20 protein-coding genes and 1 pseudogene are annotated in these 24478 nt (G+C 68.9%); 7 read left to right on the plus strand and 14 right to left on the minus strand.

Annotated features, from left to right (window positions below; translation table 11 throughout):
* Window positions 1-139 precede the first annotated feature (139 nt).
* The 4 genes from cgtA to BMZ38_RS09915 form a co-directional block, all read right to left on the minus strand.
* Window positions 140-1210 carry an Obg family GTPase CgtA gene (cgtA, locus tag BMZ38_RS09900; RefSeq protein WP_091336926.1) on the minus strand — a complete coding sequence of 357 codons (1071 nt, stop codon included), beginning with the start codon at window positions 1208-1210 and terminating at the stop codon, window positions 140-142.
* 154 nt (window positions 1211-1364) lie between these two features.
* Window positions 1365-1622 (minus strand): 50S ribosomal protein L27, encoded by a 258-nt coding sequence (rpmA, locus tag BMZ38_RS09905; protein WP_091336927.1) that lies wholly within the window; start codon window positions 1620-1622, stop codon window positions 1365-1367.
* A gap of 24 nt (window positions 1623-1646) precedes the next feature.
* Window positions 1647-1961 (minus strand): 50S ribosomal protein L21, encoded by a 315-nt coding sequence (gene rplU / locus BMZ38_RS09910; protein WP_091336928.1) that lies wholly within the window; start codon window positions 1959-1961, stop codon window positions 1647-1649.
* 114 nt (window positions 1962-2075) lie between these two features.
* Window positions 2076-2666, minus strand: coding sequence for a DUF2059 domain-containing protein (locus tag BMZ38_RS09915; RefSeq protein WP_091336929.1), 591 nt, complete (start codon window positions 2664-2666; stop codon window positions 2076-2078).
* A gap of 130 nt (window positions 2667-2796) precedes the next feature.
* Here BMZ38_RS09915 and uvrA point away from each other — a divergent pair, with 130 nt between their 5' ends.
* From uvrA to BMZ38_RS09935, 4 genes are all read left to right on the plus strand, one after another.
* Entirely contained in the window at window positions 2797-5733 is a 2937-nt protein-coding gene (gene uvrA / locus BMZ38_RS09920) for an excinuclease ABC subunit UvrA (RefSeq protein WP_091336930.1), read from the plus strand.
* Window positions 5730-6191: an acyl-CoA thioesterase gene (locus BMZ38_RS09925; protein ID WP_091336931.1), complete on the plus strand. Its 462-nt coding sequence runs from the start codon at window positions 5730-5732 to the stop codon at window positions 6189-6191. The genes uvrA and BMZ38_RS09925 overlap by 4 nt, the downstream gene beginning before the upstream one ends.
* A gap of 251 nt (window positions 6192-6442) precedes the next feature.
* Window positions 6443-7885, plus strand: a complete 1443-nt coding sequence (locus BMZ38_RS09930; protein ID WP_091336932.1) for a DUF4139 domain-containing protein — start codon at window positions 6443-6445, stop codon at window positions 7883-7885.
* A 105-nt stretch (window positions 7886-7990) separates the two neighbouring features.
* Entirely contained in the window at window positions 7991-8755 is a 765-nt protein-coding gene (locus tag BMZ38_RS09935) for an enoyl-CoA hydratase/isomerase family protein (RefSeq protein WP_091336933.1), read from the plus strand.
* Between the two features lie 57 nt (window positions 8756-8812).
* Here BMZ38_RS09935 and BMZ38_RS09940 read toward each other — a convergent pair whose 3' ends face one another.
* The 3 genes and pseudogenes from BMZ38_RS09940 to bamJ form a co-directional block, all read right to left on the minus strand.
* Window positions 8813-9676: a sulfurtransferase gene (locus BMZ38_RS09940; RefSeq protein ID WP_091336934.1), complete on the minus strand. Its 864-nt coding sequence runs from the start codon at window positions 9674-9676 to the stop codon at window positions 8813-8815.
* A pseudogene (locus BMZ38_RS09945) lies at window positions 9673-10484 on the minus strand (CoA pyrophosphatase). The gene BMZ38_RS09940 and the pseudogene BMZ38_RS09945 overlap by 4 nt, the downstream one beginning before the upstream one ends.
* A gap of 143 nt (window positions 10485-10627) precedes the next feature.
* Window positions 10628-11338 carry a BamJ family beta-barrel-assembly machinery protein gene (bamJ, locus tag BMZ38_RS09955; protein WP_091336948.1) on the minus strand — a complete coding sequence of 237 codons (711 nt, stop codon included), beginning with the start codon at window positions 11336-11338 and terminating at the stop codon, window positions 10628-10630.
* Window positions 11339-11484: 146 nt separating this feature from the next.
* On the opposite strand from bamJ, the gene BMZ38_RS09960 reads away from it, so the two are divergent.
* Entirely contained in the window at window positions 11485-12267 is a 783-nt protein-coding gene (locus BMZ38_RS09960; RefSeq protein ID WP_091336949.1) for an enoyl-CoA hydratase/isomerase family protein, read from the plus strand.
* Window positions 12268-12311: 44 nt separating this feature from the next.
* On the opposite strand, the gene BMZ38_RS09965 is transcribed toward BMZ38_RS09960, so the two are convergent.
* The 5 genes from BMZ38_RS09965 to BMZ38_RS09985 form a co-directional block, all read right to left on the minus strand.
* Complete coding sequence (locus BMZ38_RS09965) at window positions 12312-13229, minus strand: DUF1684 domain-containing protein (RefSeq protein ID WP_091336950.1); 918 nt, start codon at window positions 13227-13229, stop codon at window positions 12312-12314.
* A 113-nt stretch (window positions 13230-13342) separates the two neighbouring features.
* Complete coding sequence (gene mutL, locus BMZ38_RS09970; RefSeq protein WP_091336951.1) at window positions 13343-15148, minus strand: DNA mismatch repair endonuclease MutL; 1806 nt, start codon at window positions 15146-15148, stop codon at window positions 13343-13345.
* 121 nt (window positions 15149-15269) lie between these two features.
* Complete coding sequence (locus BMZ38_RS09975; RefSeq protein WP_091336952.1) at window positions 15270-16736, minus strand: N-acetylmuramoyl-L-alanine amidase; 1467 nt, start codon at window positions 16734-16736, stop codon at window positions 15270-15272.
* Window positions 16737-16897: 161 nt separating this feature from the next.
* The gene (tsaE, locus tag BMZ38_RS09980; protein ID WP_425431889.1) at window positions 16898-17356 is read right to left on the minus strand and encodes a tRNA (adenosine(37)-N6)-threonylcarbamoyltransferase complex ATPase subunit type 1 TsaE; all 459 of its coding nucleotides are present in this window, start codon (window positions 17354-17356) and stop codon (window positions 16898-16900) included.
* Window positions 17353-18837: an NAD(P)H-hydrate dehydratase gene (locus BMZ38_RS09985; RefSeq protein WP_091336959.1), complete on the minus strand. Its 1485-nt coding sequence runs from the start codon at window positions 18835-18837 to the stop codon at window positions 17353-17355. Before BMZ38_RS09985 ends, tsaE begins: the two co-directional genes overlap by 4 nt.
* A gap of 40 nt (window positions 18838-18877) precedes the next feature.
* On the opposite strand from BMZ38_RS09985, the gene queG reads away from it, so the two are divergent.
* Complete coding sequence (gene queG, locus BMZ38_RS09990; protein WP_091336960.1) at window positions 18878-19978, plus strand: tRNA epoxyqueuosine(34) reductase QueG; 1101 nt, start codon at window positions 18878-18880, stop codon at window positions 19976-19978.
* Window positions 19979-20012: 34 nt separating this feature from the next.
* Here the strand turns inward: queG and pgi are convergent, their stop codons facing one another.
* The gene (gene pgi, locus BMZ38_RS09995; RefSeq protein ID WP_091336961.1) at window positions 20013-21638 is read right to left on the minus strand and encodes a glucose-6-phosphate isomerase; all 1626 of its coding nucleotides are present in this window, start codon (window positions 21636-21638) and stop codon (window positions 20013-20015) included.
* A gap of 128 nt (window positions 21639-21766) precedes the next feature.
* Window positions 21767-22153, minus strand: coding sequence for an aspartate 1-decarboxylase (gene panD / locus BMZ38_RS10000; RefSeq protein ID WP_091336963.1), 387 nt, complete (start codon window positions 22151-22153; stop codon window positions 21767-21769).
* A 208-nt stretch (window positions 22154-22361) separates the two neighbouring features.
* Here panD and metG point away from each other — a divergent pair, with 208 nt between their 5' ends.
* Complete coding sequence (gene metG, locus BMZ38_RS10005) at window positions 22362-24446, plus strand: methionine--tRNA ligase (protein ID WP_091336966.1); 2085 nt, start codon at window positions 22362-22364, stop codon at window positions 24444-24446.
* Window positions 24447-24478: the final 32 nt, after the last annotated feature.

A 24478-nucleotide genomic window follows, 5' to 3' on the forward strand; every position in this document is an offset into this window, starting at 1 on the left:
GGCTTCCCCCACCCGCCTGTCGGAATCTCCCGTGAATGGAGAAAGGCTAGCCGAGGACGGGCTACGGTACCCGGGTCCTTTCCCCGTTCACGGGGACGGTATCCCAGGGGCGGAGGCGGAGTCCTTGCGAGGAAGCCGCCTACGACTCCCCACGCAGCCGCACGTCTCCCGGGTGCATGTCGACGCGTTCCTCGCGCACCTGGCGCTGGGACTCGAAGAAGCGCTGCACCTGCTGGCAGACGGCCATGGTGTTGTCGCGCGCGATTGCCGAAACAAGGAACCACGGCTCCTTCCACCCCAGTCGGGCCACGATGGTCTCGGCTACCGCCTGGCGCTCGTCCTCCGGCAGCACGTCCGCCTTGTTCAGTACCAGCCAGCGCGGGCGCTCCAGCAACTCGGGATCGAACTTGGAGAGCTCCTGCTCGATCGCACGCACCTGCTCGACCGGATCGGTGCCGTCGATCGGCGCGATGTCCACCAGGTGCAGCAGCAGGCGCGTGCGCGAGACGTGGCGCAGGAACTGGATGCCCAGGCCCGCGCCCTCGGCCGCGCCCTCGATCAGCCCCGGGATGTCGGCGATCACGAAGCTCTGGTCGGTGCCCAGGCTGACCACGCCCAGGTTCGGGTGCAGCGTGGTGAACGGATAGTCGGCCACGCGCGGCGTTGCCGCCGACACGGCGCGGATGAAGGTCGACTTGCCGGCGTTGGGAAAACCCAATAGCCCCACGTCCGCCAGCAGCTTGAGCTCGAGCTTGAGTTCGCGCACCTCGCCCGGCGTACCCGGCGTGGACTTGCGCGGCGCCCGGTTGACCGAGCTCTTGAAGTGGATGTTGCCCAGCCCACCCTTGCCGCCCTCGGCCACCAGCAGGCGCTGGCCATGCTGGGTAAGGTCGCCGATCACCTCGTCGGTATCGACGTTGGTGATCACGGTGCCGACCGGCACGCGGATGGCGGTGTCCTCACCGCCCTTGCCGTACATGTCCGAACCCATGCCATTCTCGCCGCGCTGCGCCTTGAAGCTGCGCTGGTGGCGAAAGTCGATCAGCGTGTTGAGGCCCTCGTCGGCCACCAGCCAGACCGAACCGCCGTGGCCGCCGTCGCCGCCGTTGGGACCGCCGAACGGGATGAACTTCTCTCGCCGGAAGCTGACGCAGCCGTTGCCGCCGTCACCGGCCTGAACTTTGATGATCGCTTCGTCGACGAATTTCATGGCATGGGGACCGGAACTGGGGAGATAACTGGAAGATGGAAGCGCAAGGTTAACCGGGAAGCTGCATGTTCCCCGTTCCCCGCTCGCCGATCCTTGCTTCACAAAAAACAAAAGCCCCGCCGGAGCGGGGCTTTCGCTGCAGCATCGGGAGCGATCAGCCCTTGACGACGCTGACGAACTTGCGGTTGTTCTCGCCGCGGGTCTTGAACTCGACCACGCCATCGGTCAGCGCGAACAGGGTGTGGTCGCGGCCCAGGCCCACGCCGGTGCCGGCATGGAACTTGGTGCCGCGCTGGCGGACGATGATGTTGCCGGCCTCGATGGCCTGGCCACCATAGATCTTCACGCCCAGGTACTTCGGGTTCGAGTCGCGACCGTTGCGGGACGAACCTACGCCTTTTTTATGTGCCATGACTTAAATCCTCCGGCTGGTGTTTCAGGCGTTGATGCCCGTGATCTCGACTTCGGTGAAATGCTGCCGGTGCCCCATCTGCTTCTTGTGGTGCTTGCGGCGGCGAAACTTGATGATGCGGATCTTGTCCGCACGGCCGTGGCGGCGCACGGTGGCCGAAACGGTGGCGCCGGCGATGGTCGGCACGCCGACGTTGACCGAATCGCCCGAGCCGACCAGCAACACCTGGTCGAAGCTCACGTTGGCGCCTTCCTCGGCATCCAGCAGCTCCACGCGCAGCACGTCGCCCTGCTGGACGCGGTACTGCTTGCCGCCGGTCTTGATGACTGCATAACTCATGGGATTGTCCCTTCTGTCGTTATTCTCTTGGGTTCCACCACGCGCGAACCGGCCGCGGTGAACGGCGGATTATAACGAGCCCGTCAACGCCTGGTCAATCTTTGAGCAGGCGGCTCAATGCCCGGCGGATGAGCTGCCGGCCGCAGGCGCGGCCAGCTTCGTGCCCGGCGCGGCGGCCGGCGCCGCCGGGCAGCGGCCCTGGGCGTCGATGCGGCCGCTCTTCTGCAGGTCGGCCAGCATCGCCTGGGCCCGCTGGCGGCCCCATTCCTGGCCCAGTTGCATGCCTTCGGCCATGGTCGCCGGCATTTCGGTGATCACCTTCCGGCCCAGCGGAGAGCGGTAGAACCTGAGCAGGCCCTGGATGTCGGCCGCGCTGAAGTGCCGCTGGTAGATCGGCACCATGCGGTCGGTCAGCTCCCGCACGCCCTTGGCGTCGATGAAGTTCTGCCAGTAGCTTGCCGGCACGCAGGGAATCTGCTGCTGCATCATGGCCTCCATCTGCGTATTCATCTGGCCGAGCATGCGGTCGACGCCGGACGCCTCCATCAGCTGGCGCACCTGCTCGTCGCTGGGCTCCTTGGGGCTGGCCGGCTTGTGGGAGACCGCCTTGTGCTTGTGGCTGGCCGACTTGTGCGTGGCCGCCACGACGTTGCCGGCGCCTGCCGCCAGCAGCAGGCCCAGGCCCGCCCCGATCCACTTGCGCATTCCGTCTCCGCCGCTTTGCGGCCTGTTGCTGAAACTCGGGCATTTAGCCACAGCGCGACGGCCGGCGGAATCTCAATTCCTGATCCGGGCAGGTTGCTATAGTGGCCGGTCTCCCCCATATCCCTGCGCGATGGAAACCATACGCATCCGCGGCGCCCGCACGCACAACCTCAAGAACATCGACCTGGACCTGCCGCGCGATCGCCTGATCGTGATCACCGGCCTTTCCGGCTCGGGCAAATCCTCGCTGGCCTTCGACACGATCTACGCCGAGGGCCAGCGCCGCTATGTCGAGTCGCTTTCGGCGTACGCGCGCCAGTTCCTGTCGATGATGGAAAAGCCCGACGTCGATCACATCGAAGGGTTGTCCCCGGCGATCTCGATCGAACAGAAGTCGACCTCGCACAACCCGCGCTCGACCGTCGGCACGATCACCGAGATCTACGACTACCTGCGCCTGCTGTTCGCCCGTGTCGGCACGCCGCGTTGCCCGGACCATGGCATCCCGCTGGAAGCGCAGACGGTCAGCCAGATGGTCGACGCCACGTTGGCGCTGGATCCGGAGAAGCGCTGGATGCTCCTCGCGCCGGTGGTTCGCGAGCGCAAGGGCGAACACGTGCAGGTGTTCGACCAGTTGCGCGCGCAGGGCTTCGTGCGCGCCCGGGTCGACGGCGTGGTCTACGAGCTCGACGCGGTGCCGCCGCTCACCCTGCGCCAGAAGCACACCATCGAAGTGGTGATCGACCGCTTCCGCCCGCGCGAGGACCTCAAGCAGCGGCTGGCCGAGTCGTTCGAGACCGCACTGCGACTGGGCGACGGTCTGGTGATCGTGGTCGACATGGACGACGACAGCGCGCCCGAGCAGCTGTTCTCCTCGCGCTATTCCTGCCCGGTCTGCGACTACTCGCTGCCGGAGCTGGAACCGCGCCTGTTCTCCTTCAACTCGCCGATCGGCGCCTGCCCGAGCTGCGACGGCCTGGGCGTGACGCAGGTGTTCGATCCGGCCCGCGTGGTCGGCCATCCGGAACTGCCGCTGTCCAACGGCGCGATCCGCGGCTGGGACCGGCGCAACCCGCATTATTTCCAGATGCTGCACTCGCTGGCCGCGCACTACGGCTTCGACGTCGACACGCGCTGGCGCGACGTGCCGCCGCACATCCAGCAGGCGATCCTCTACGGCAGCGGCAAGGAAAAGATCGCCTTCCGCTACCTCACCGAGCGCGGCGGCCGGGTGACACGCGAGCACGCGTTCGAAGGCATCCTTCCCAACCTCGAGCGCCGCTACAAGGAAACCGAGTCCACCGCGGTGCGCGAGGAGCTGGCCAAGTACATCAGCGATCATCCGTGTCCCACCTGCGAGGGCCAGCGCCTGAACCGGTCGGCGCGCAACGTGTTCGTCGCCGACCACGCGCTGCCGGCGCTGACCAATCGCTCGATCGACGATGCGCTTTCGTTCTTCGCCGACCTCAAGCTCACCGGCTGGCGCGGCGAGATCGCCGCCAAGATCGTCAAGGAAATCCGCGAGCGGCTGACCTTCCTCAACGACGTGGGCCTCAATTACCTCACCCTGGACCGCCAGGCCGACTCGCTCTCCGGCGGCGAGGCCCAGCGCATCCGCCTGGCCAGCCAGATCGGCGCCGGCCTGGTCGGCGTGATGTACGTGCTGGACGAGCCCTCGATCGGCCTGCACCAGCGCGACAACGAACGCCTGCTGGGCACCCTCACCCGGCTGCGCGACCTCGGCAACACGGTGATCGTGGTCGAGCACGACGAGGACGCCATCCGCATGGCCGACCACGTGCTCGACATCGGGCCGGGCGCCGGCGTGCACGGCGGGGACGTGGTGGCGCAGGGCTCGGTCAAGGACATCCTCGCCTCGGAGCGCTCGATCACCGGCCAGTTCCTCTCCGGCGCGCGCCGCATCGAGGTGCCCGCCGAGCGGCGCAAGCCGGCCGGCGAAGACGCCTGGCTGCACCTGAAGGGCGCGCGCGGCAACAACCTCAGGGGCGTGGACCTGGGCATCCCCGCGGGACTGTTCACCTGCGTCACCGGCGTGTCCGGCTCGGGCAAGTCCACACTGGTCAACGACACGCTGTTCCGCCTGGCGGCCGCCGAGCTCAACGGTGCCAGCGCCCAGCCGGCACCGTTCGAATCGGCAACGGGCATGGAACTGTTCGACAAGGTGGTCGACATCGACCAGTCGCCGATCGGCCGCACCCCGCGCTCCAACCCCGCCACCTACACAGGCCTGTTCACTCCGCTGCGCGAGTTGTTCGCGCAGGTGCCCGAAGCCCGCGCGCGCGGTTACACGCCCGGCCGCTTCAGCTTCAACGTGCGCGGCGGCCGCTGCGAGGCCTGCGAAGGCGACGGCATGATCAAGGTGGAGATGCACTTCCTGCCGGACGTGTACGTGCCCTGCGACGTCTGCCACGGCAAGCGCTACAACCGCGAGACGCTGGAGATCCACTACAAGGGCCACACCATCGCCGACGTGCTCGACATGACGGTGGAGGACGCGCTCACCCTGTTCGAGAACGTGCCGACCATCGCGCGCAAGCTCGACACGCTGCGCGCCGTCGGCCTGGACTATATCAAGCTCGGCCAGAGCGCGACCACGCTGTCCGGCGGCGAGGCGCAGCGCGTGAAGCTCTCCAAGGAACTGTCCAAGCGCGACACCGGCCGCACGCTGTACATCCTCGACGAGCCCACCACCGGCCTGCACTTCCACGATATCGAGCAGCTGCTGGATGTGCTGCACCAGCTGGTCGACCAGGGCAACACCGTGGTCGTGATCGAGCACAACCTCGACGTGATCAAGACGGCCGACTGGATCGTCGACCTCGGCCCCGAGGGCGGCGCAGGCGGCGGCCGCATCCTGGTCGCCGGCACGCCCGAAGAAGTGGCGGCCACGCCTGAGTCGCACACCGGGCGTTTCCTGCTGCCGCACCTGAAGGTCCCGGCGCCGGTGGAGAAGAAGCCGGCGGCCAAGCGCGCCAAGAACACGCTCAAGCACATCGCCTCGGCCGACAAGCACCGGCCGATGCCGCGCAAGAAGAAGGCCCCATGAGCCCGCGCAAATCCGCCAAGGCGGCCAAGGCCGAAGCCGCCGAGGCCGTCGCTCCTGCCGCGCCCACGCCGCTGTTCACTGCGACCCTGCCGGTGCGCTGGCGCGATCTGGACGCCTTCAACCACGTCAACAATTCCAATTACCTCACCTATCTGGAAGAGGCCCGGCTGCAATGGCTCAGCCACGTGCCGGGGCCGTGGTTCGACGACCACGCCATGCCGGTGATGGCCGCGGTTCTGCTGAACTACCGCCGCCCGATCGAGTGGCCGGCCCGGCTGCACGTGGAGCTGTTCTGCGAGCGGCTGGGTACCAGCTCGATGACGATCGCCCATCGCATCCTCGACGCCGAACAGCCGGACCGCCTGTACGGCGACGGCAATGTGGTGATGGTCTGGATGGACCCCGCCACCGGCAAACCGGTGCCGCTGCCCGAAGCGATCCGCGATGCTGTGGACTGACGTGGCGCGTACGCCGGGCGGGCGTCATTGGGATCGGTGGCCCTGCCAGGAGCCTTGAGGCAACGCCTCGACATCGGTGCCACGCGCCTACGCTCAGCCGATAGTCGTTCGCCGAGGGGGCAGACTGGATGCCGGCGTCGACGTGGCCGGCGCGGATGGCCGCTTTCTCTGCGGGGAGGACCCGAACAATGGTCCGGTAACAGCGGAAGCCATGCCTCTATGATGGCCCCTCCCCTCGAAGGAGCCTGCCCATGCCTCTGCCCCCTCGCCGTGCCCTCGCCTTCGCCTGCCTTGCCGCTTGCCTTGCGCCTGCCGTACAGGCTGCCGACGGCACCGAACTGACGCTCTACCGCAGCGACAGTCCCGCGCTTTACACCGCCGCCGGCGATGGCAGTGTCGGCGAGGGCCATGCGGTGGTGCGCGAGCAGCGCACGCTGCAGCTGAAGGCCGGCACACAGGACATCACCCTGGGCGACCTGCCGCTGTACCTGGACCCGGAGGCCATCGCGCTGGACTTCGCAAACGAGCAGGCCAGGGTCGTTTCGCAGCGCCTGCTGCTCGGCCAGGGCAACGAGGCGGCGCTGGCCGGGCTGGTCGGCCAGGACATCACCGTACTCGGTAGCAATGGTGAAGCGCTGGCGCAAGGCACCCTGCTGCGCGCCGGCAGCGGCCTGCTGGTCAAGGGAGCGCTCGGCACCACGCTGGTGCGCGATTACGCCGCAGTGCGCTCGTCCAGTGGCGGCTTTCCCATCGGCGCCAGCCTGCGCCTGCGCGTGGATGCCGCCCGCGCCGGCGATGCCGCCGCCACGCTGAGCTATCCCACCGCCGGCCTGGGCTGGCGCGCCGCCTACGTGGCCACGCTGCAGCCGGGCGATGCCTGCCGCATGCAGTTCGAATCGCGCGCCAGCATCGCCAACCGCAGCGGGCGCGACTGGCACGACGCCACGCTCAAGCTGGTCGCGGGCGAGCCACGCTTCGCCAAACCCACGGCGCCTCAGCCGATGATGATGGCACGTGGCTACGCCAAGGCGGAGGCCTCGGCCATGCCGCTGCAGTCCTCGCTCGGCGACTACCGTCTGTACACCCTGCCGCGGCCGGTCGACCTGCCCGACGGCAGCGTCAGCCAGGTGCCGCTCTACGCAGACCGCACGCTGGCCTGCGAACGCACCGCGCTGTACGAGAACGGCAACGGCTGGAACCCATCCGAACCGATGATCTCGCCCGATTTCAATGTCGGCGGTAGCAACACCATCGAGAGCACGCTGCGCTTCACCGCCTTCGACAGCCTGCCCGCCGGCTTCCTGCGCGTGCTCGGCAGCGACAACGCCGGCACGCCGCAATTCCTCGGCGAGGGCCGCCTCGACGACACGCCCAAGGGCAGCGATGCCACCCTTACGCTCGGCACCGCCTTCGACCTGCGCGCCGAGCGCGAGCGCACCGCGTTCAAGCTGGACAAGGCCGCGCACGCCATGGACGAGGCCTTCCGTATCACGCTCACCAACGCCGGCCCAGCGGCCCGCGTGGTGACCGTGCGCGAGCATCCCAGCCGCTGGCGCGAATGGACGCTGGCGTCCTCGTCGGTCAAGCCGAGCAAGCAGTCGCCGGACCTGCTGGAGTTCAAGGTGAACGTGCCGGCCGGTGGCAAGGCCACGCTGGACTACGCGGTGCACTACCGGTGGAGCGCGGGCGAATAGCCCGCCACCTGGCTGTATCCGAACCAGTGCGCGACCGGCCACGACGCTGGTCGAGCACCGGTCACTCGCCCTCGGCATTCCAACGACGAACCAAGGAATCGCGCCATGCTCGACATCCTCCCTCACGACGGCGAGATCGCCGAGATCCGCCTGGCCCGTCCGCCCGTCAACGCGCTGAACCTGGAGCTGATCGCGGCCCTGCGTGACGCCCTGGCCCAGGCGCCGCGCGACGGCGCGCGCGGGCTGGTGATCTCCGGCGCGCCAGGCCTGTTCTCCGCCGGCGTGGATGTGCCCGCGCTGCTGCAACGCGACCGCGCCGGCGTGCGCGAATACTGGCGCGCGCTGTTCGCACTGTGCGCGGACCTGGCCTACCTGCCTGTGCCCGCGGTGGCGGCGATCACCGGCCACAGCCCCGCGGGCGGCGCCGTGCTTGCGCTGTTCTGCGACTACCGCGTGATGGCGCAGGGGCCGTTCCGGATCGGCCTGAACGAGGTGCAGGTGGGACTGCTGGTGCCCGACTGCATCCAGCTTGCGCTACGCCGCGTCGTCGGCACCTACCGCGCCGAGCGGCTGTTGGTCGCCGGCGCCATGATCGAGGCCGAGCAGGCGCTGTCCTGCGGCTTCGTGGACGAACTGACCGGCGTGGACCAGGTGGTCACCCGCGCGGCGCACTGGCTCGGCGAACTGCTGGCGCTGCCGCGCCAGGCGATGCTCGCCACCCGCGAACTGGCCCGCGCCGACCTGCGTGCCGCCTGGCACGACGTCGACGCGCTGCCGCTGGACAGCTTCACCGAGGCGTTCTTCAACGCCGAGACGCAGGCGACGTTGCAGGCGCTGGTGGCGCGGCTGAAGGCCAAGAGCGCCGGCTGACCCCTCCTCCCTGCATGCAGGCAACGCACCCTTGCAAGCAGGAAGAAGCCAACCGGCTCAACCGGTAGCGATCGGCCGCGACGGATCGCTCACCCAGCCGCTCCACGACGGCGCGTAAAGCCGGGAACCGTGCAGTCCGGCGTACTCCATCGCCAACAGGTTGTGGCAGGCGGTCACGCCGGAGCCACACATGTGCACCACTTTGCCTGGAGCCGTGTCTCCCAACACGGCGGCAAACTCCTCGCGCAGCTGCGCTGGCGGCTTGAAGTGGCCGTCGGGCGCGAGGTTGTCGGCATAGGGACGGTTGAGCGCACCCGGCACGTGGCCGGCAGCCCGGTCCAGCGGCTCGGTATCGCCGCGATAGCGCGCGGCGGCACGCGCATCGACCAGTACCGGCGACGGCTCGGCATGCAGTGCAGCGTGGTCGGTGATCGCCTGGCTGGCATCGAAATGCAGGTCCACCTGGGTCGGCGTGCGCTGCACTGCGCCGGTTTCCTCGGGCAGTCCGGCCGCACGCCAGGCAGCGAGCCCACCGTCCAGCACCGCCACCTCGCGCACGCCGGCCAGGCGCAGCAGCCACCACAGCCGCGCCGCGGCCAGCGCGCTGCTGCCGGCGTCATACGCGACCACCTGCAGGCCGGGGCGCCAGCCCCAGCGGCCAAGCACGGCAGAGAACGCCTGCTCCAGCGGCAACGGATGGCGGCCCAGCCCCTGGCCCTGGCGGCCGAGGTCGGAAAGGTCGTGCTCCAGGCTGGCGTGCACGGCGCCGGGAATGTGCGCCTCGCGGTATTCCCGTTCGGGCTTGTCCGGATCGGCGGCGGCGGCGCCCGCCGGGTCGGCCCGGCAGTCGACGATCAGCACCTGGTCCGGCGGCAGCTCGGCCAGCGCGGCCGCATCGATCAGCGTGGTGTGCAGGCTCATGCGTGTCCCATCCGTTCGAGCAGGTTGAGCAGCATCGCGGCGGTGGCGCCCCAGATGCGGTGACCGCCGTGGACGAATTCGACCATCGCCCGCCGGTGGCCGCGGTAGTCCATCACATAGCGCTTGAGGTTCGACGGTTCAAGGAAGAACGCGAACGGCACCTCGAACACCTCCGCCACCTCTGCCGGCGTCGGGTAGAGCACCGCCTGCTCGGCGATGCATCCGACCACCGGCGTGACGCTGTAGCCGCTGATCGTCTCGAAGCAGTCGAGGAATCCCAGCGGCTTCACCTGCGCGCGCGACAGGCCGATTTCCTCCTCGCTCTCGCGCAGCGCGGTATCGACCGCGTCGGCGTCTTCGGGATCCTTGCGCCCACCGGGAAAGGCCACCTGCCCGGCATGCGCCTGCAGGTGCGCCGTGCGCACGGTGAACACCAGGCGCGGCTGCACGCCCTCACGCAAGCCGATCAGGACCGCCGCGGGGCGCCTGGGCACATCGCCGAGCAGATCGGCCATCTGGGCATGGTTCCAGCCCGGGCCAGTGGGCGGATCGGAGAGCGGCCGCAGGGCGCGCGGCAACGCGTCGAACACGCGGACCGGACGGTCGGGCACGCCGTCCATTACGCGCTCGCGCGCGCGGGAAGGATCTCGCGCATGTAGTGCAGGCGCTCGGCGTCGTCCATGCTGCGCCAGCGCGCGATCTCCTCGCCGCTGCGCAGGCAGCCCTCGCACCAGCCGCGCGTATCCAGCCGGCAGATGCCGATGCAGGGCGTTAGCGGAGAGGCGGGGGCGGCGGAGTCGTGCGGCATTCGAACGATTTTAGCCGATGCGCTGGAACGTGGCGGTGCTGCCGCGACGGGCGCTTCGATGTCGCCTGCGGGCTGCGCTTATCCACGGATCGCGATCGCTCGTCCGAGGGCGGCGCGACGCGCCCAGGTCGAAGGACCCCGCCCTATTTGGCGATATCGAGCAATTCGATCTCGAACACCAGCGCCTCGTTCGGCCCGATGCGCGGCAGCTGGCCACGCTCTCCATAGGCCAGCTGCGGCGGGATCACCACCTTCCAGCGATCGCCCACGTGCATGCGCGGGATTACGTCCTGCCAACCGGGGATGACCTTGTCGACCTGGAAGGTGACCGGCGCGCCATGCGCCCACGAACTGTCGAACTCGGTGCCGTCGACCAGCATGCCGCGGTAGTTGACCGTCACGGTGCTGGTCACCGTGGGGCTGTCCTTGCCCTTGCCCGATTCGATCACCGCGTACTGGATGCCCGAGGGGAGCTGCACCACGCCAGGACGCTTGCGGTTCTGCGCCAGGTAGTCGGCGCTCTTGCGTGCGTTGGCCGCGGCGATGCGCTTGAACTCGGCCACGGCATGGGTGTGCATCTGCTGTTCCAGGCGCTCGAGCTGGGCGTGCATGTCCTGCATCGAGACGGCCGGATGGCGCTTGGCGTAGGCATCGGCCATCGCCTTCTGCACCGTGGCCAGGTCCACGTCCGGATCGCCGCCGGCGAACTGGGACCCGATCTGGTAGCCGATCGCGTAGGACAGCTTGTGCTTGTCCAGCCTGGACTGCGACGTCGACGCGGAGGCGAGGTCCTGCGCATGCGCGACGCTTCCCAGCAGCAGCATGCCAAGCGCCAGCCTACCCAGTCGTGTCATGCCTTGCCTCCACCATCGACGGAACCGACATGCTAAGCGCATTGGCGACGCCCTGCAGCGCCACGGCCGGCGCTTGCTTCGAACCCGCGCGGTGGCAAAGGTTCCCGCGCTACCATTCCCGCTTTCATCCGCCGGAACCGCTTGCCATGGCCTATCGCAACCTGGAAATCGCCAACCTCGGCGCGGTGCGCACCATCACCGTCAACCGCCCCGACAAGCTCAACGCGCTCAACCGCGACACGCTCAACGAACTGACGATCGCCTTCACCCAGGCCGCGCAGGACGATGCCGTGCGCGCAGTGGTGCTCACCGGCGCCGGAGAGAAGGCGTTCGTGGCCGGCGCTGACATCGCCGAGATGAACGGCTATACCCCGGTCCAGGCACAGTCGTTCTCGCGCACCGGACAGCGGTTGATGAGCACGATCGAGCGGTTGGGCAAGCCGGTGGTCGCGCGCATCCAGGGTTTTGCGCTGGGTGGCGGCATGGAGCTGGCGATGGCCTGCCACCTGCGCGTGGCCAGCGAGAAGGCGAAGTTCGGCCAGCCGGAAATCAACCTCGGCCTGATCCCCGGCTTTGGCGGCACCCAGCGCCTGCTGCGCCTGGCCGGCCGCAGCGCGGCGCTGGAGCTGTGCCTGACCGGCGCGCCGATCGGTGCGCAGCGGGCGTACGAGCTCGGCATCGTCAATCGCGTGGTCGCACCCGAGGCGCTGGACGAATCCGTCGATGCGCTGGCCGACCAACTGGCTGCTGCCGCGCCGCTGGCGGCCGCGGGCATTCTCGATGCGGTTCTGCTGGGCGGGGAGACCCCGCTCGACCAGGGCCTGGAGTTCGAGACGCAGGGCTTCGCGCTGGCCTTCGCCACCGAGGACATGCGTGAGGGGACCAGCGCGTTCCTGCAGAAGCGCAAGGCACAGTTCAAGGGCCGTTGAGCGAAGCCTCGCGGGAGCGCACCGTTGCGCTCCCGCGAGAATGGCTAGTGCCCGCCGCGGTATTTCTTCTCGCCTGCGCTCACGTCCAGGTCCAGCCGGTTCTCCGGCGGAGCCAGCGGACAGGTCGCGAATGGGGTGAACGCGCAAGGCGGGTTATAGGCTTTGTTGAAATCCAGCTCGACCTTGCCCGGCCGCGACAGACCGTCCTTCGGCAGCGCCGCATAGAGGAAACGCGCGGCGCCGTAGGTCTCCTTGCCAGAGGTGCGGTCGGCGATGACGAAGAACAGCTCGCCGCCGGGCTCCTCCTGGTAGGGCAGCAGTTCGAAATGGTGGCCGTCGCGCTGGAACACAGCCTTGCCGGGTACGTCGACCGCATCGATGGTGCCGATCACCGAGCCGATTTCCAGCTTGTGCGCGGGCGCGAACGGTACCCAGTCGGCCTCGATGCGCCAGGACGGATCGATCGGGAAGTAATCGATGCCGGCGAAGTTCGCGCGAGTGGGCGCGGCCGGATCCTTCACGCGCAGCGCCTTGCGTCCTTCGCGGTCGATCACGTAGAAGCTCGCGCTGCCGAAACGCACGATGGTCGGACCGCTGGCACTGGCATGCATGTCGTCGACCAGCACGGCATCCGTTGCCTTTCGGCCGTCAACGGTGGCTCCGGCCGTGTTGTCCAGCGCGATGCGCAGGCTGCCGTCCGCGGCGAGCGTGACCGTGCCCAGGTGCGCCGGTCCGGCCTTGAGCACAATGTCGTTGTCCGCAGCGCTGCCGACCCGGTTGGCTCCTTCGCGCAGCCACTCCAGCCCGATCAGGCTCAACCAGCCGTCCGGCGCGGTCAGCCGCGCCACGCGGTCGGCGCGCCACTGCTCGATCTGGCGGGTGTACGGATCGGTATCGGCGGCGTGCACGGCAGCGGCTCCCAGGGTGATGGCGGCAGTGAGGAACAGGCTGGCGCGAAGCATCGGGCTTTCCAGCGTGGGGGGAGCGTCCGAGTATAGACGAGCCCGCATGGGCATCCGCAGGAATGCACTCTGCGCGTTTCCATGTTCGCGCGCCGTACAAGTGCGGCCTGCGGTCAGCGGCCGCGCAGGAACAAGCGGTCCAGTTCGCCCAGCGAGAGCTGCACCCAGGTCGGGCGGCCATGGTTGCACTGTCCCGAACGCTCGGTCGCTTCCATCTCGCGCAGCAGTGCGTTCATCTCGGGCATCGTCAGCCGCCGTCCCGCGCGCACCGAGCCATGGCAGGCCATGGTCGAGAGCAGTTCGTTCTCCAGTTCCTGCAGCCGGCGCGAACTGCCATGCTGGGCCAGCTCCGCCAGCACGTCGGTGGCGAGCTGGCCGACGTCGGCGCCCTCCAGCAGCGCGGGAATGCGCCGCACCACCACGGTCGACGGACCGCTGCGCGAAAGCTCCAGGCCCCAGTCGGCCAGCGCCTCGGCATGCTCCTCGGCCGCGGCGGCTTCCTTCGCGCTCACCGACAGGTTGAGCGGCACCAGCATCAGTTGCGAGCGCAGGTTGCTGCACGCGCGGCCGGCCTTGAGCTTTTCGTAGGTGATGCGCTCGTGCGCCGCGTGCATGTCCACCAGTATCAAGCCATGCGCATTCTCGGCCAGGATGTAGATGCTCTTGAGCTGTGCAATGGCGAAGCCCAGCGGGGGTGCCTCGCGCTCGTCGGCATCCGGCAGCGCGGCGGCGATCGAAGCCGATGCAGGCGGTTGGCCCAGCAGCGCCGCGTAATCGGCCAGCGGCTCGTCGCGCAGACCGAGGCTGAGCCGGCTCTGCGCGAATGGCGCCGGGCGCGACGCACCCATGCCCGGGTAGGCATACGCCAGCGCGGTGGCCGCGACCGGCTCCGGTGGCGGAACCATTCCCGCCTGCCCTGCCCGCGTCTGCGCCAGCGCTTCGTGCAGGCTGCGGAACAGGAAATCGTGCACCAGCCGCTGTTCGCGGAAGCGGACCTCGTGCTTGGCAGGATGCACGTTCACGTCCACGCCGGCCGGGTCCAGCTCCAGGTACAGCACGAAGGCCGGATGACGACCATGGAACAGCACGTCTGCGTAAGCCTGGCGAACCGCATGGGCGACCACGCGGTCGCGCACCAACCGGCCGTTGACGTAGAAATACTGCCCGTCGGCCTGCGCTCGCGAAGCGGTCGGCAGGCCGACCCAGCCGGACAACTGCATGCCGGCGGCCGCATGCTCGATGCGCAGGCTCTGCGCGGGGAAGGCGTCGCCGAGTACCTCGGTCACGCGCAGCAGCGCGGCGGCGTGATCCTGGCAGGCCTTGAACAGGCGCAGCGGCTTGCCGTTATGGCTCAGTCGGAACTCCACCGAACGGCGCGCCAGCGAAAGCGACTTCAGCAGGTCGTCGATGTGCGCGAATTCGGTGCGCTCGGCACGCAGGAATTTCCGTCGTGCCGGCACATTGAAGAACAGGTCGCGCACCTCGACGCTGGTGCCGACTGGATGCTGCGCCGGGCGCACCGGCTGCATGCGCCCGCCGTCGACTTCCAGCCGGAACGCACTGTCGGCGGCGCGCTGGCGCGAGGTAAGCGCGAAGCGCGCCACCGAGGCGACCGAGGCAAGCGCTTCGCCGCGGAAACCCATGCTGGCGACGTGTTCCAGGTCTTCGAAGCTGCCGATCTTGCTGGTGGCATGCGAGGCCACGGCCAGCGGCAGTTCGTCTGCGGCGATGCCGCCACCGTCGTCGCGCACGCGGATCAGCCGCGCCCCACCCAGCTCGATGTCGACCTCGATACGGGTGGCGCCGGCGTCGAGACTGTTCTCGACCAGTTCCTTGACCACCGAGGAGGGCCGCTCGATGACTTCGCCGGCGGCGATCTGGTTGATGAGGTCGGGGGGGAGCTGGCGGATGACGGGCATCGCACAAGCTTAAAGGCTGCGGGGATGGATGCCCACGCTTCGAGTCTCTCCCCCGCGCGAAGAGCATGGGGCGAGGGACCGCGGCGCGCCGCGGCTGCTCCGAAGCTACCGGCGCCTCCGGTCAGCCCGCCGGAATGGCCAGCACCGCGCCCGCGTGCACCGTATCGCTGCTCATGCGGTTGGCGCTCTTGAGCGCATTCACGCTGACGCCGTACTGGCGGGCGATGCTGCCCAGGCTTTCGCCGCGTTCGACGCGGTGCAGGTCGCGCACGTCGGCATCGGCACGGACACCGCTCGCGCCGGCCATTGCGGTGCCCTTGGCAGCCGGCTGCTCCTCGGCCACCAGCGTGCCGTTGCGGCGCATCGCCTGTGCGGCGAACCAGGTTCCCGGCGGCGGTGTGGCCTCGAAATAGTTGCGCACGCCACCCATCACCGCTTCGGCCAGCTGGCGCTGGTGCGCGGGATCGCGCAGCTTGTGCTCCTCGGTCGGATTGCTGATGAAGGCGGTCTCGACCAGGATCGAGGGCACGTCCGGCGAGCGCAGCACCACGAAGTTGGCGTGTTCGACGTAGCCGCGATGGGTCGGCCCCAGTTTGCCCAGCGCCTTGAGCACGTTGCCGGCGATCGCGTCGCTGGCCTGGATGGCATAGCCCTGCTGCAGGTCCAGCAGCACCGCGGCGAGGCTGTCGTCCTTGTCGTCCAGCGAGACGCCGCCGATCAGGTCGGCGCGGTTTTCGCGGTCGGCCAGCCAGCGCGCGGCCTCGGAGGTCTTGCCGCGCGGCGACAGCACCCACACCGACGAACCCTTGGCATCGCTGCTGGTGAAGGCATCGGCGTGGATCGACACGAACATGTCCGCGTTCTGCTCGCGGGCGATCTGGTAGCGGCGCTTGAGCGGGATGAAGTAGTCGCCGTCGCGCGTAAGCACGGCCTTCATGCCCGGCTGCCTGTTGATCTCGTCGGCCAGCGCACGGGCCACCGCCAGCGTGACGTTCTTTTCCTGCGTGCCGCCGGGACCGTGCGAGCCCGGGTCCTTGCCGCCGTGGCCGGCGTCGACCGCGACGATCACCTTGCGCTCGCCGCCCAGCAACGCGGCCGCCTGCCTGGCGCCCTTGCCCACGCTGGCGGTCGGCTTGACGCTGGCCAGTGTGTGCGTCGCCTGGTCATCCGCCTTGTCCGCGACAGCCGTGTCCTTGCCGGGATACAGGTCCAGCACGAGGCGGTAGCCATGTTCGCCGGCGGGCTTGAGCAGAAAGCTCTTCGGCCGTGCGCCGTCGGCGGCGCGCGCGCGCAGGTGGAGTTCGCCAGCGATCTTGCGGCTGTCCATGCCCTGGTAGAGCCCCTGGGCCGCCGGCGCGTCGAAGCTGCCGGCCAGGTCGGCGCCGCGCAGGTCGAGTTCGATCGTGTTGCCGTCGCGTCCGAGCTTGTACTCGGCCGGGCCGGAAAGATCGAATACCAGGCGTGTGTAGTCGGGGCCAGCCCAGACCCGCGCGCGCTGTACGTCAGCCGCCTGCGCGGCGCGCAGCGGCAGCATGGCGGCGAGGGCCACCAGGCCGAGACTTCCCAGTCGCGCGAACGTACGGTTCATGGCGCCGCATTGAACCCCAGCAAAAGTGCGATTGCAAGGGTTTTTCCCTTGGATATCCATAACCTGCATCGCATTCGTCATGGTGGCCCAAGGTTTGGTCAGCTGGCACGCCCCGGCGAACAAGAGGCGCGAACACCACTTTCCTCTTACGGAACCGTAACTTAGCCTTCGCCCAGTCGTCCCAGCACGGCGCGCCCGCGGTCACTGTGCGGCTCGGCGCGGGCCCGACGCCCGTTGCCGGCGTGTTCCAGCTCGAGCACGAGGTCCGGCGCCGGCAGCGCGCCGGCTCCGCGCTCGGGCCATTCCACCAGCACCAGCGCGGCGGCATCGCCGAGCGCATCCAGCCCCAACCATTCGAGTTCGCCCGCATCGGCAATGCGGTAGAGGTCCAGATGCCAGGCGGTGAGCTCGCCCGCCCGGTAGGACTCGACCAGGCTGTAGGTCGGGCTCTTGACTCGCTCGCCCACGCCCAGCGCCGTGAGCAGCGCGCGCGCGAAGCTGGTCTTGCCCGCACCGAGGTCGCCATGCAGGTAGAGCACCAGGCCGCCATCGACCACTGCGGCGAAGCGTTGCGCCAGCGCCGTGGTGGCGGTTTCGTCGGGGAGGGTCCAGTAGCTCATGCTTCCCATCCGTTGAGCAGAAGGCGCAGGGGGACAAGCAGGTCGCTGGCGACCATCCCGCGTTCGCCCTCCCGCGCGGCGAGGTCCCCTGCACGCGCGTGCAGGCCAACCCCCAGGCGCGCTGCGTCCCGGGCGGGACAGCCCTGCGCCAGGAGCGCGGCAACCAGGCCGGTGAGCAGGTCGCCCATGCCACCGGAGGCCATCCCCGGATTGCCCCATGGACAGACGTCCAGGCGGCCATCCGGATCGGCCACCAGCGAGCCGGTGCCCTTGAGCACCGCCACGGCGCCGAAACGCTGCGCGAGCGCGCGCACTGCGGCGAACCGGTCGCGTTCCACGTCGTCGACGGAGCATCCGAGCAACCGCGCCGCCTCGCCTGGATGCGGCGTAAGCACCACCTGCCTCGCGTCGTCGAAACGCCGCGTTTCAGTCGCCAGCAGGTTGAGCCCGTCGGCGTCCAGCACCAGCGGCAAAGGGCTTTCCAGTGCAGTCAGCCACAAGGCATGCCCCCACGCGCCTTGCCCCAGGCCCGGGCCGACGGCCAGCACGGTGGCTCGCGCCAGCAATGGTTCCAGCGCCTGCGGGCCATCGACCGCATGCGCCATCAGTTCGGGGCGGGCGGCATTGAGCGCGGGCAGGTGTTCATGCCGCGTCGCCACGCTGACCAGGCCGGCGCCTCCGCGCAGCGCGGCCTCGCCGCAGAGGCGGATGGCGCCGGCGGTCCCGTGCTCGCCACCTATGGCCAGCACATGGCCGTTGCGTCCCTTGTGCGCGTCGCGCGGGCGCGGCGGCAGCGTGGCCGGCTCGAGCAGGTGGGCATCGGGCTGCTCCTGCCACAGGCTCTCGGGCAGGTCCAGCGTGGCCAGTTCGATACGCCCGGCGTGCGCGGCCGCCTGGCCGGTATGCAGGCCGCGCTTGGCAGCGATGAAGCTGACGGTCAGGCGGGCACATATCGCCGCGCCCGGGCAATGTCCCGTATCGGCATTCAGACCCGAGGGCACGTCCAGCGACAGCACCGGCGCACCGCAGACATTGATGCGTTCGATCAGCGCTGCCGCCACTGGTTGCGGCGGGCGATTCAGGCCCGTGCCGTAGAGCGCGTCGACGTGCACGTCCACCCGCGGCAATGACGAGGTACCGTCCCAGCGAAGCACCGGCACGCCGCCCTGCTCGCACGCCGCGCGCGCGCGCGCAGCATCTTCCCCGACCGCTTCGTCGGACAGTGCCCAGGCCTCGGCAGCCAGGCCGGCCTCATGCGCCAGCAGCGCCAGCAGGTAGCCGTCGCCGCCGTTGTTGCCCGGCCCGCAATAGACCGCGATGCGCCGCGCGTCCGGCCAATGCCGGCGCAGGCTGGCGAAGGCTGCCGCGGCCGCACGGCGCATGAGTTCGCCCGCGGGAATGCCCAGCACGTCGATCGCGCGCCGATCCAGCGCGCGCACCTGGGCGACGGTATAGAGGGCATGGCGACGTGGCGCGGTCATCGGCCGATTATAGAAGCGGCCCGGCGCCTACAATGTCCCCATGTCCGTCGTTCCTTCCCCCGATTACGCCTTGCTGGCGCGCGACATCAAGCAGTGGGCGCTGGAGCTCGGCTTCGCACAGGCCGCGATCAGCGGCGTGGAACTGGGCGAGGACGAGACGCATCTGGAGCACTGGCTGGGCGAGGGCCTGCACGGCGAGATGGACTACATGGCCCGCCACGGCACCCGGCGCAGCCGTCCGGCCGAGCTGGAACCGGGCACGCTGCGGGTGATCTCCGTGCGCATGGACTACCGCGCGCCCGGAACCCGCCACGCCTGGGATGTGCTGAACGACGGCGAGGCTGGCTACGTGGCCCGCTACGCGCTCGGCCGCGACTACCACAAGCTGATGCGCAACCGCCTGCAGAAGCTTGCCGAACGCATCCGCGCCGCCATCGGCGAGTTCGGCTACCGCGCCTACGTCGATTCGGCGCCGGTGCTGGAGAAAGCGCTGGCGCGCAACGCAGGGCTCGGCTGGATCGGCAAGCACACCGTGCTCATCAACAAGGACGCAGGTTCGTACTTCTTCCTCGGCGAGCTCTACACCGACCTGCCGCTGCCGGTCGACGCACCGGCCACCGCGCACTGTGGCACCTGCACGCGCTGCATCGAGGTGTGTCCGACCCAGGCGATCCTCGGTCCCTACCGGCTCGACGCGCGGCGCTGCATTTCCTACCTCACGATCGAACTGAAGGGCTCGATTCCGGAGGAACTGCGCGCACCGATGGGCAACCGCATCTTCGGCTGCGACGACTGCCAGCTGGTATGTCCCTGGAACAAGTTCGCGCAGGATGCCACCGAGCCGGACTTTGCCCCGCGCCATAGCCTGGACGGCGCGAAGCTGGCGGAGCTGTTCGGCTGGAGCGAGCAGGAGTTCCTGCGCCGCACTGAAGGCATGGCGATCCGGCGCACCGGTTACGAAGGCTGGCTGCGTAACATCGCGGTGGCACTGGGCAACGCGCCCTCGTCGGCGCAAGTGGTGGCGACGCTGCGTACGCGGGAACACGCCGCATCTCGCATCGTCCGCGAGCACGTCGCCTGGGCGCTGGCGCGGCACGGCGAACGGATCCTGGAGGGCGGGCCCCAGCCTGCCGCTTCGTAGCCACCCAAACGGCGGGCCGAAGCCGACTGCGATTTCAGCTGCGGCGTTCCCGGATCGCTCCGATCGATGCGCTCGTGGCCGCATCCAGCGGCGGCACATCGGACGACTCGCCGCGCAGCGCCGGCAGGATCTGCCGCGCAATGCTCTTGCCCAGCTCCACGCCCCACTGGTCGAACGCGTTGATGCCCCACAGGTGGCCGAGCAGGAACACCTTGTGCTCGTACAGCGCGATCAGCGCGCCGAGGCTTTCGGGAGTCAATGCGTCCAGCAGGAGGACGGAACTGGGGCGATCGCCCGGGAAAGTACGCTGCGCCGCCAGCGTGCGGTCAGCGGGGCTCTCGGCCAGCGCCTCGTCGAAGGTCTTGCCCAGCGCCAGCGCCGCGGCCTGTGCGAGCAGGTTGGACAGCAGCGCGTCGTGGTTGCCGTGCAGCGGATGCGCCGGGTTGACGATGCCGATCAGGTCCAGTGGCACCACTTCGGTGCCCTGATGCAGCGCCTGGAAGTAGGCGTGCTGGGCGTTGGTGCCCACGCTGCCCCACACCACCGGCACGGTCGGCTGGCCGACCGGTGCGCCCTGCGGCGTCACCGACTTGCCCAGGCTTTCCATCTCCAGCTGCTGCAGGTAGCTGGGCAGGTCGCCGAGCAGGTCGGCGTAAGGCACCACGGCACGCGTGGGATAACCCAGCACGTCGCGGTTCCAGATCTCGGTCAGCGCCAGCAATGCCGGCAGGTTTTGCTGCCAGGGCGCGCTGCGGAAGTGGTCGTCCATGTGCGCGCCACCGGCCAGCACGGCGCGGAAGCCCTGCATACCGATCGCCAGCGCCAGCGACAGGCCGACCGCCGACCACAGCGAGTAACGCCCGCCGACGAAGTCCCACATCGGAAAGATCTGCCTGAGCGGCACGCCCCAGCTTCCGGCCACTTCCGTGTTGGCGCTTACCGCCAGGAAGTGCCGCGCCACCGCGCGCTCGTCGCCGTTGCAGGCCTCGGAAATCCAGCCGCGCAGCACGTTGCCGTTGAGCAGCGTCTCCTGCGTGGTGAAGGTCTTGGACACCATCACCACCAGCGTTGTCCTCGGATCCAACCGGTTGATGAGGTCGTAGGCGGCCTGGCCGTCGACGTTGGTGAGGAAATGGCTGCGTACCTTCGGCGTACGGAACGGCGCCAGCGCGGCGACCGCCAGGCGGGGTCCCAAGTCGGAGCCGCCGATGCCGATGTTGACGATGTCGGTGACGGTGCCCGGCAGGCCCAGCGCCTCCTGCCGGCCGTCGTGGACGGCATCGACCAGTTCGCCCATGCGCGCAAGCGTCGCCTCGATCTCGCGCTGCGCCTCGGATGGTGCGGGCGACGGCAGGGACGAACCGCCGGCGCGCAGCGCCGTGTGCAGCACCGCGCGCCCTTCGGAGGTATTGATCGGGTCGCCGGCGAACATGGCGTCGCGCGCGGCCTGCCAGCCGCTGGCGTCCAGTTGCGCGCCCAGCGCGTCGAGCGCCGGCACGTCCAGCTTCTGCCGGCTGAGATCGAGCAGCAGCGGCCCGGCGCGATGGCGCAGGCGCGCGCCGCGGGCCGGGTCGGCGATCAGCGTGCGCAGGTGGCTCTGCGAAAGACGGCGGGCATGGTCGGCAAACAGCGAGGCGTACGTCGGGACGTTGGCTGGCATGGGCAGACGCGCTGGCGGGGAAGCCTTGCATCTTAAGCCGAGCGCGCGTGAGGAGCACGTCGGGTGAAGCTTGTACCACCGCCACCCGCCGCGCATTTCGCCGACGGGAAGCGGCGGTCACCGCAGTATCAGGCGACCGCCATCTGCTTGGGGATGGAGCGGTTGGTGTGGCTGATGCGGTTGGCCGCATCGACGTACACCAGCATCGGCTGGAATTTCTCCAGCTCGGCCTCGCTGAGCTGCACGAAGGCGGCGATGATGATCAGGTCGCCGGCCTGCGCGCTGCGCGCGGCGCTGCCGTTGACCGAGATGATCCCGGAGCTTTCCTCGGCGCGCAGCGCATAGGTCACGAAGCGCTGCCCGCTGTTGATGTTCCACGCGTGGATCTGCTCGTACTCGCGGATGCCCGAGGCATCCAGCAACAGGCCGTCGATCGCGATCGAGCCCTCGTAGTGCAGCTCCGCGTGGGTCACCGTGGCGCGGTGGATCTTGGCCTTGAGCATGTTCAGGTGCATGACAGATGTGTTTCCGGCAGGAACAGCCTGCGTCTGCCAATTATCGAACCCCTGACGCTGCATCGCAACATTGGGCCAGGGCGCCGTTCCCGGGGGGCCCTGGGAGACCGTGGACGCCATGCCCGCGATCAGGCGTTCGGCCATCCAAACAAGAGGTCGTACAGCCGCCGCATGCCATAATGCGCGATTCCGCCGAAACCACTCCGCCATGACCCGCCGCCTGCTCGTCACCAACGCCCTGCCCTACGCCAACGGCCCGCTGCACATGGGCCACCTGCTGGGCTACATCCAGGCCGACATCTGGGTACGCGCGCAGCGCATGGCGGGCAGCGAGGTCGCGTACGTGTGCGCGGACGACGCCCACGGCACGCCGATCATGCTGGCCGCGCAGAAAGCGGACATGACGCCGGAGGCCTTCATCCAGGGCATCCGCGCGGGACACGAGGCCGACTTTGCGGGCTTCGGCGTGCACTTCGACCACTACCACTCGACCCATTCCGAAGAAAACCGCGAACTGGCGACGCTGATCTACACACGCCTGCGCGACGGCGGGTTCATCGCGCGGCGCGACATCAAGCAGCTGTTCGACCCGGAAAAGGAAATGTTCCTGCCGGACCGCTACATCAAGGGCATCTGCCCGCGCTGCGGCACGCCCGACCAGTACGGCGACAACTGCGAGAACTGCGGCGCCACCTACGCGCCGACCGACCTGCTCGAGCCCTACTCGGTGGTCTCCGGCGCCGCCCCCATGCTGCGCGATTCGGAGCATTACTTCTTCGAGCTGTCGAAGTTCGAAGCGCTGCTGCGCGACTGGTTCGCCGGCCGCTACACCGAAGGCAAGCCGGTGGCCAACGCCGGCGTCGCGGCCAAGCTGCGCGAGTGGCTGGACGGCGGCCTGAAGGACTGGGACATCTCCCGCGACGCGCCCTACTTCGGCTTCCCGATTCCCGGCGCGCCGGGCAAGTTCTTCTACGTCTGGCTGGACGCGCCGGTCGGCTACCTGGCCAGCTTCAAGGCGCTGTGCGACCGCACCAACCTGAAGTTCGACGACTTCCTGGCCCCGTCCAGCCGCGCCGAGATGCACCACTTCATCGGCAAGGACATCATCAACTTCCACGGCCTGTTCTGGCCGGCGATGCTGCACGGCGCCGGTTTCCGCACGCCCACCGCACTGCACGTCAACGGCTACCTGACCGTCAACGGCGCCAAGATGTCCAAGTCGCGCGGCACCTTCATCCAGGCGCGCACCTACCTCGACGCCGGCCTGAACCCTGAGTTCCTGCGCTACTACTTCGCCAGCATGCTGGACGACGCCCCGGTGGATGTGGACCTCGACCTCAAGGCCTTCGAGGAACGCGTCAATTCGCACCTGGTGGGCAAGTGGGTGAACATCGCCAGTCGGACCGCCGGCTTCGTGCACAAGTTCTTCGACGGGCGCCTGGCCACGCGATTCGGCGCCGCCGGTCAGGCGCTCTGGAACACGCTGCTGGAGCATTACGACGGGATCGACGCGCTCTACGACGCCGGCGATTTCGCCGAGGTCACCCGCCGATTCGTGCTCATGGCCGACCTGGTCAACGGCCACATCGCGGCCACCGCGCCGTGGTCGATGGCCAAGGACGAATCGCGCCGCGCCGAATTGCACGAAGTGTGCTCGTTCGCCATCGCCGCGTTCCGCCTGCTCGCCGGGCTGCTCAAGCCGATCCTGCCGGCCACCGTCGCGGCCGCCGAGACCTTTCTCGATGCGCCGATCGCCGATTTCGACGATGCACGCGCGGAGCTGCACAACCACGCGATCGGGCCGTTCGAGCCGCTGCTGGGCCGCATCGATCCCAAGCGCATCGAGGCCATGATCGAAGCCTCGAAGGAATCGCTCGCAGCCACCCCGGGCGCCGCACCCAAACCTTCCAAGGAAACCCGCAAGCCCATGGCCGAACCTGCCGCACCCAACGACACGCCCGCCACCATTTCCATCGAAGACTTCGCCAAACTGGACCTGCGCATCGGCAAGGTCGCCGCCTGCGAGTTCGTGGAAGGTTCGGACAAGCTGCTGCGCTTTGAACTGGACGCCGGCCCACTGGGCATGCGGCAGATCTTCTCCGGCATCCGTGCCGCCTATGGCGAGCCGGACAAGCTGGTCGGCCGCAACGTGGTGTTCATCGCCAACCTGGCGCCGCGCAAGATGCGCTTCGGCCTTTCCGAGGGCATGATCCTGTCGGCCGGCGAAGGCGGCGGTGACCTGTTCCTGCTGGATGCCGACCAGGGCGCCAGGCCCGGCGCCACCGTTCGCTGAGCGGACTTCAGGCCGGGGCTCGTCGCCCTGGC

Source organism: Frateuria terrea (genome assembly GCF_900115705.1).
Classification (GTDB): domain Bacteria; phylum Pseudomonadota; class Gammaproteobacteria; order Xanthomonadales; family Rhodanobacteraceae; genus Frateuria_A; species Frateuria_A terrea.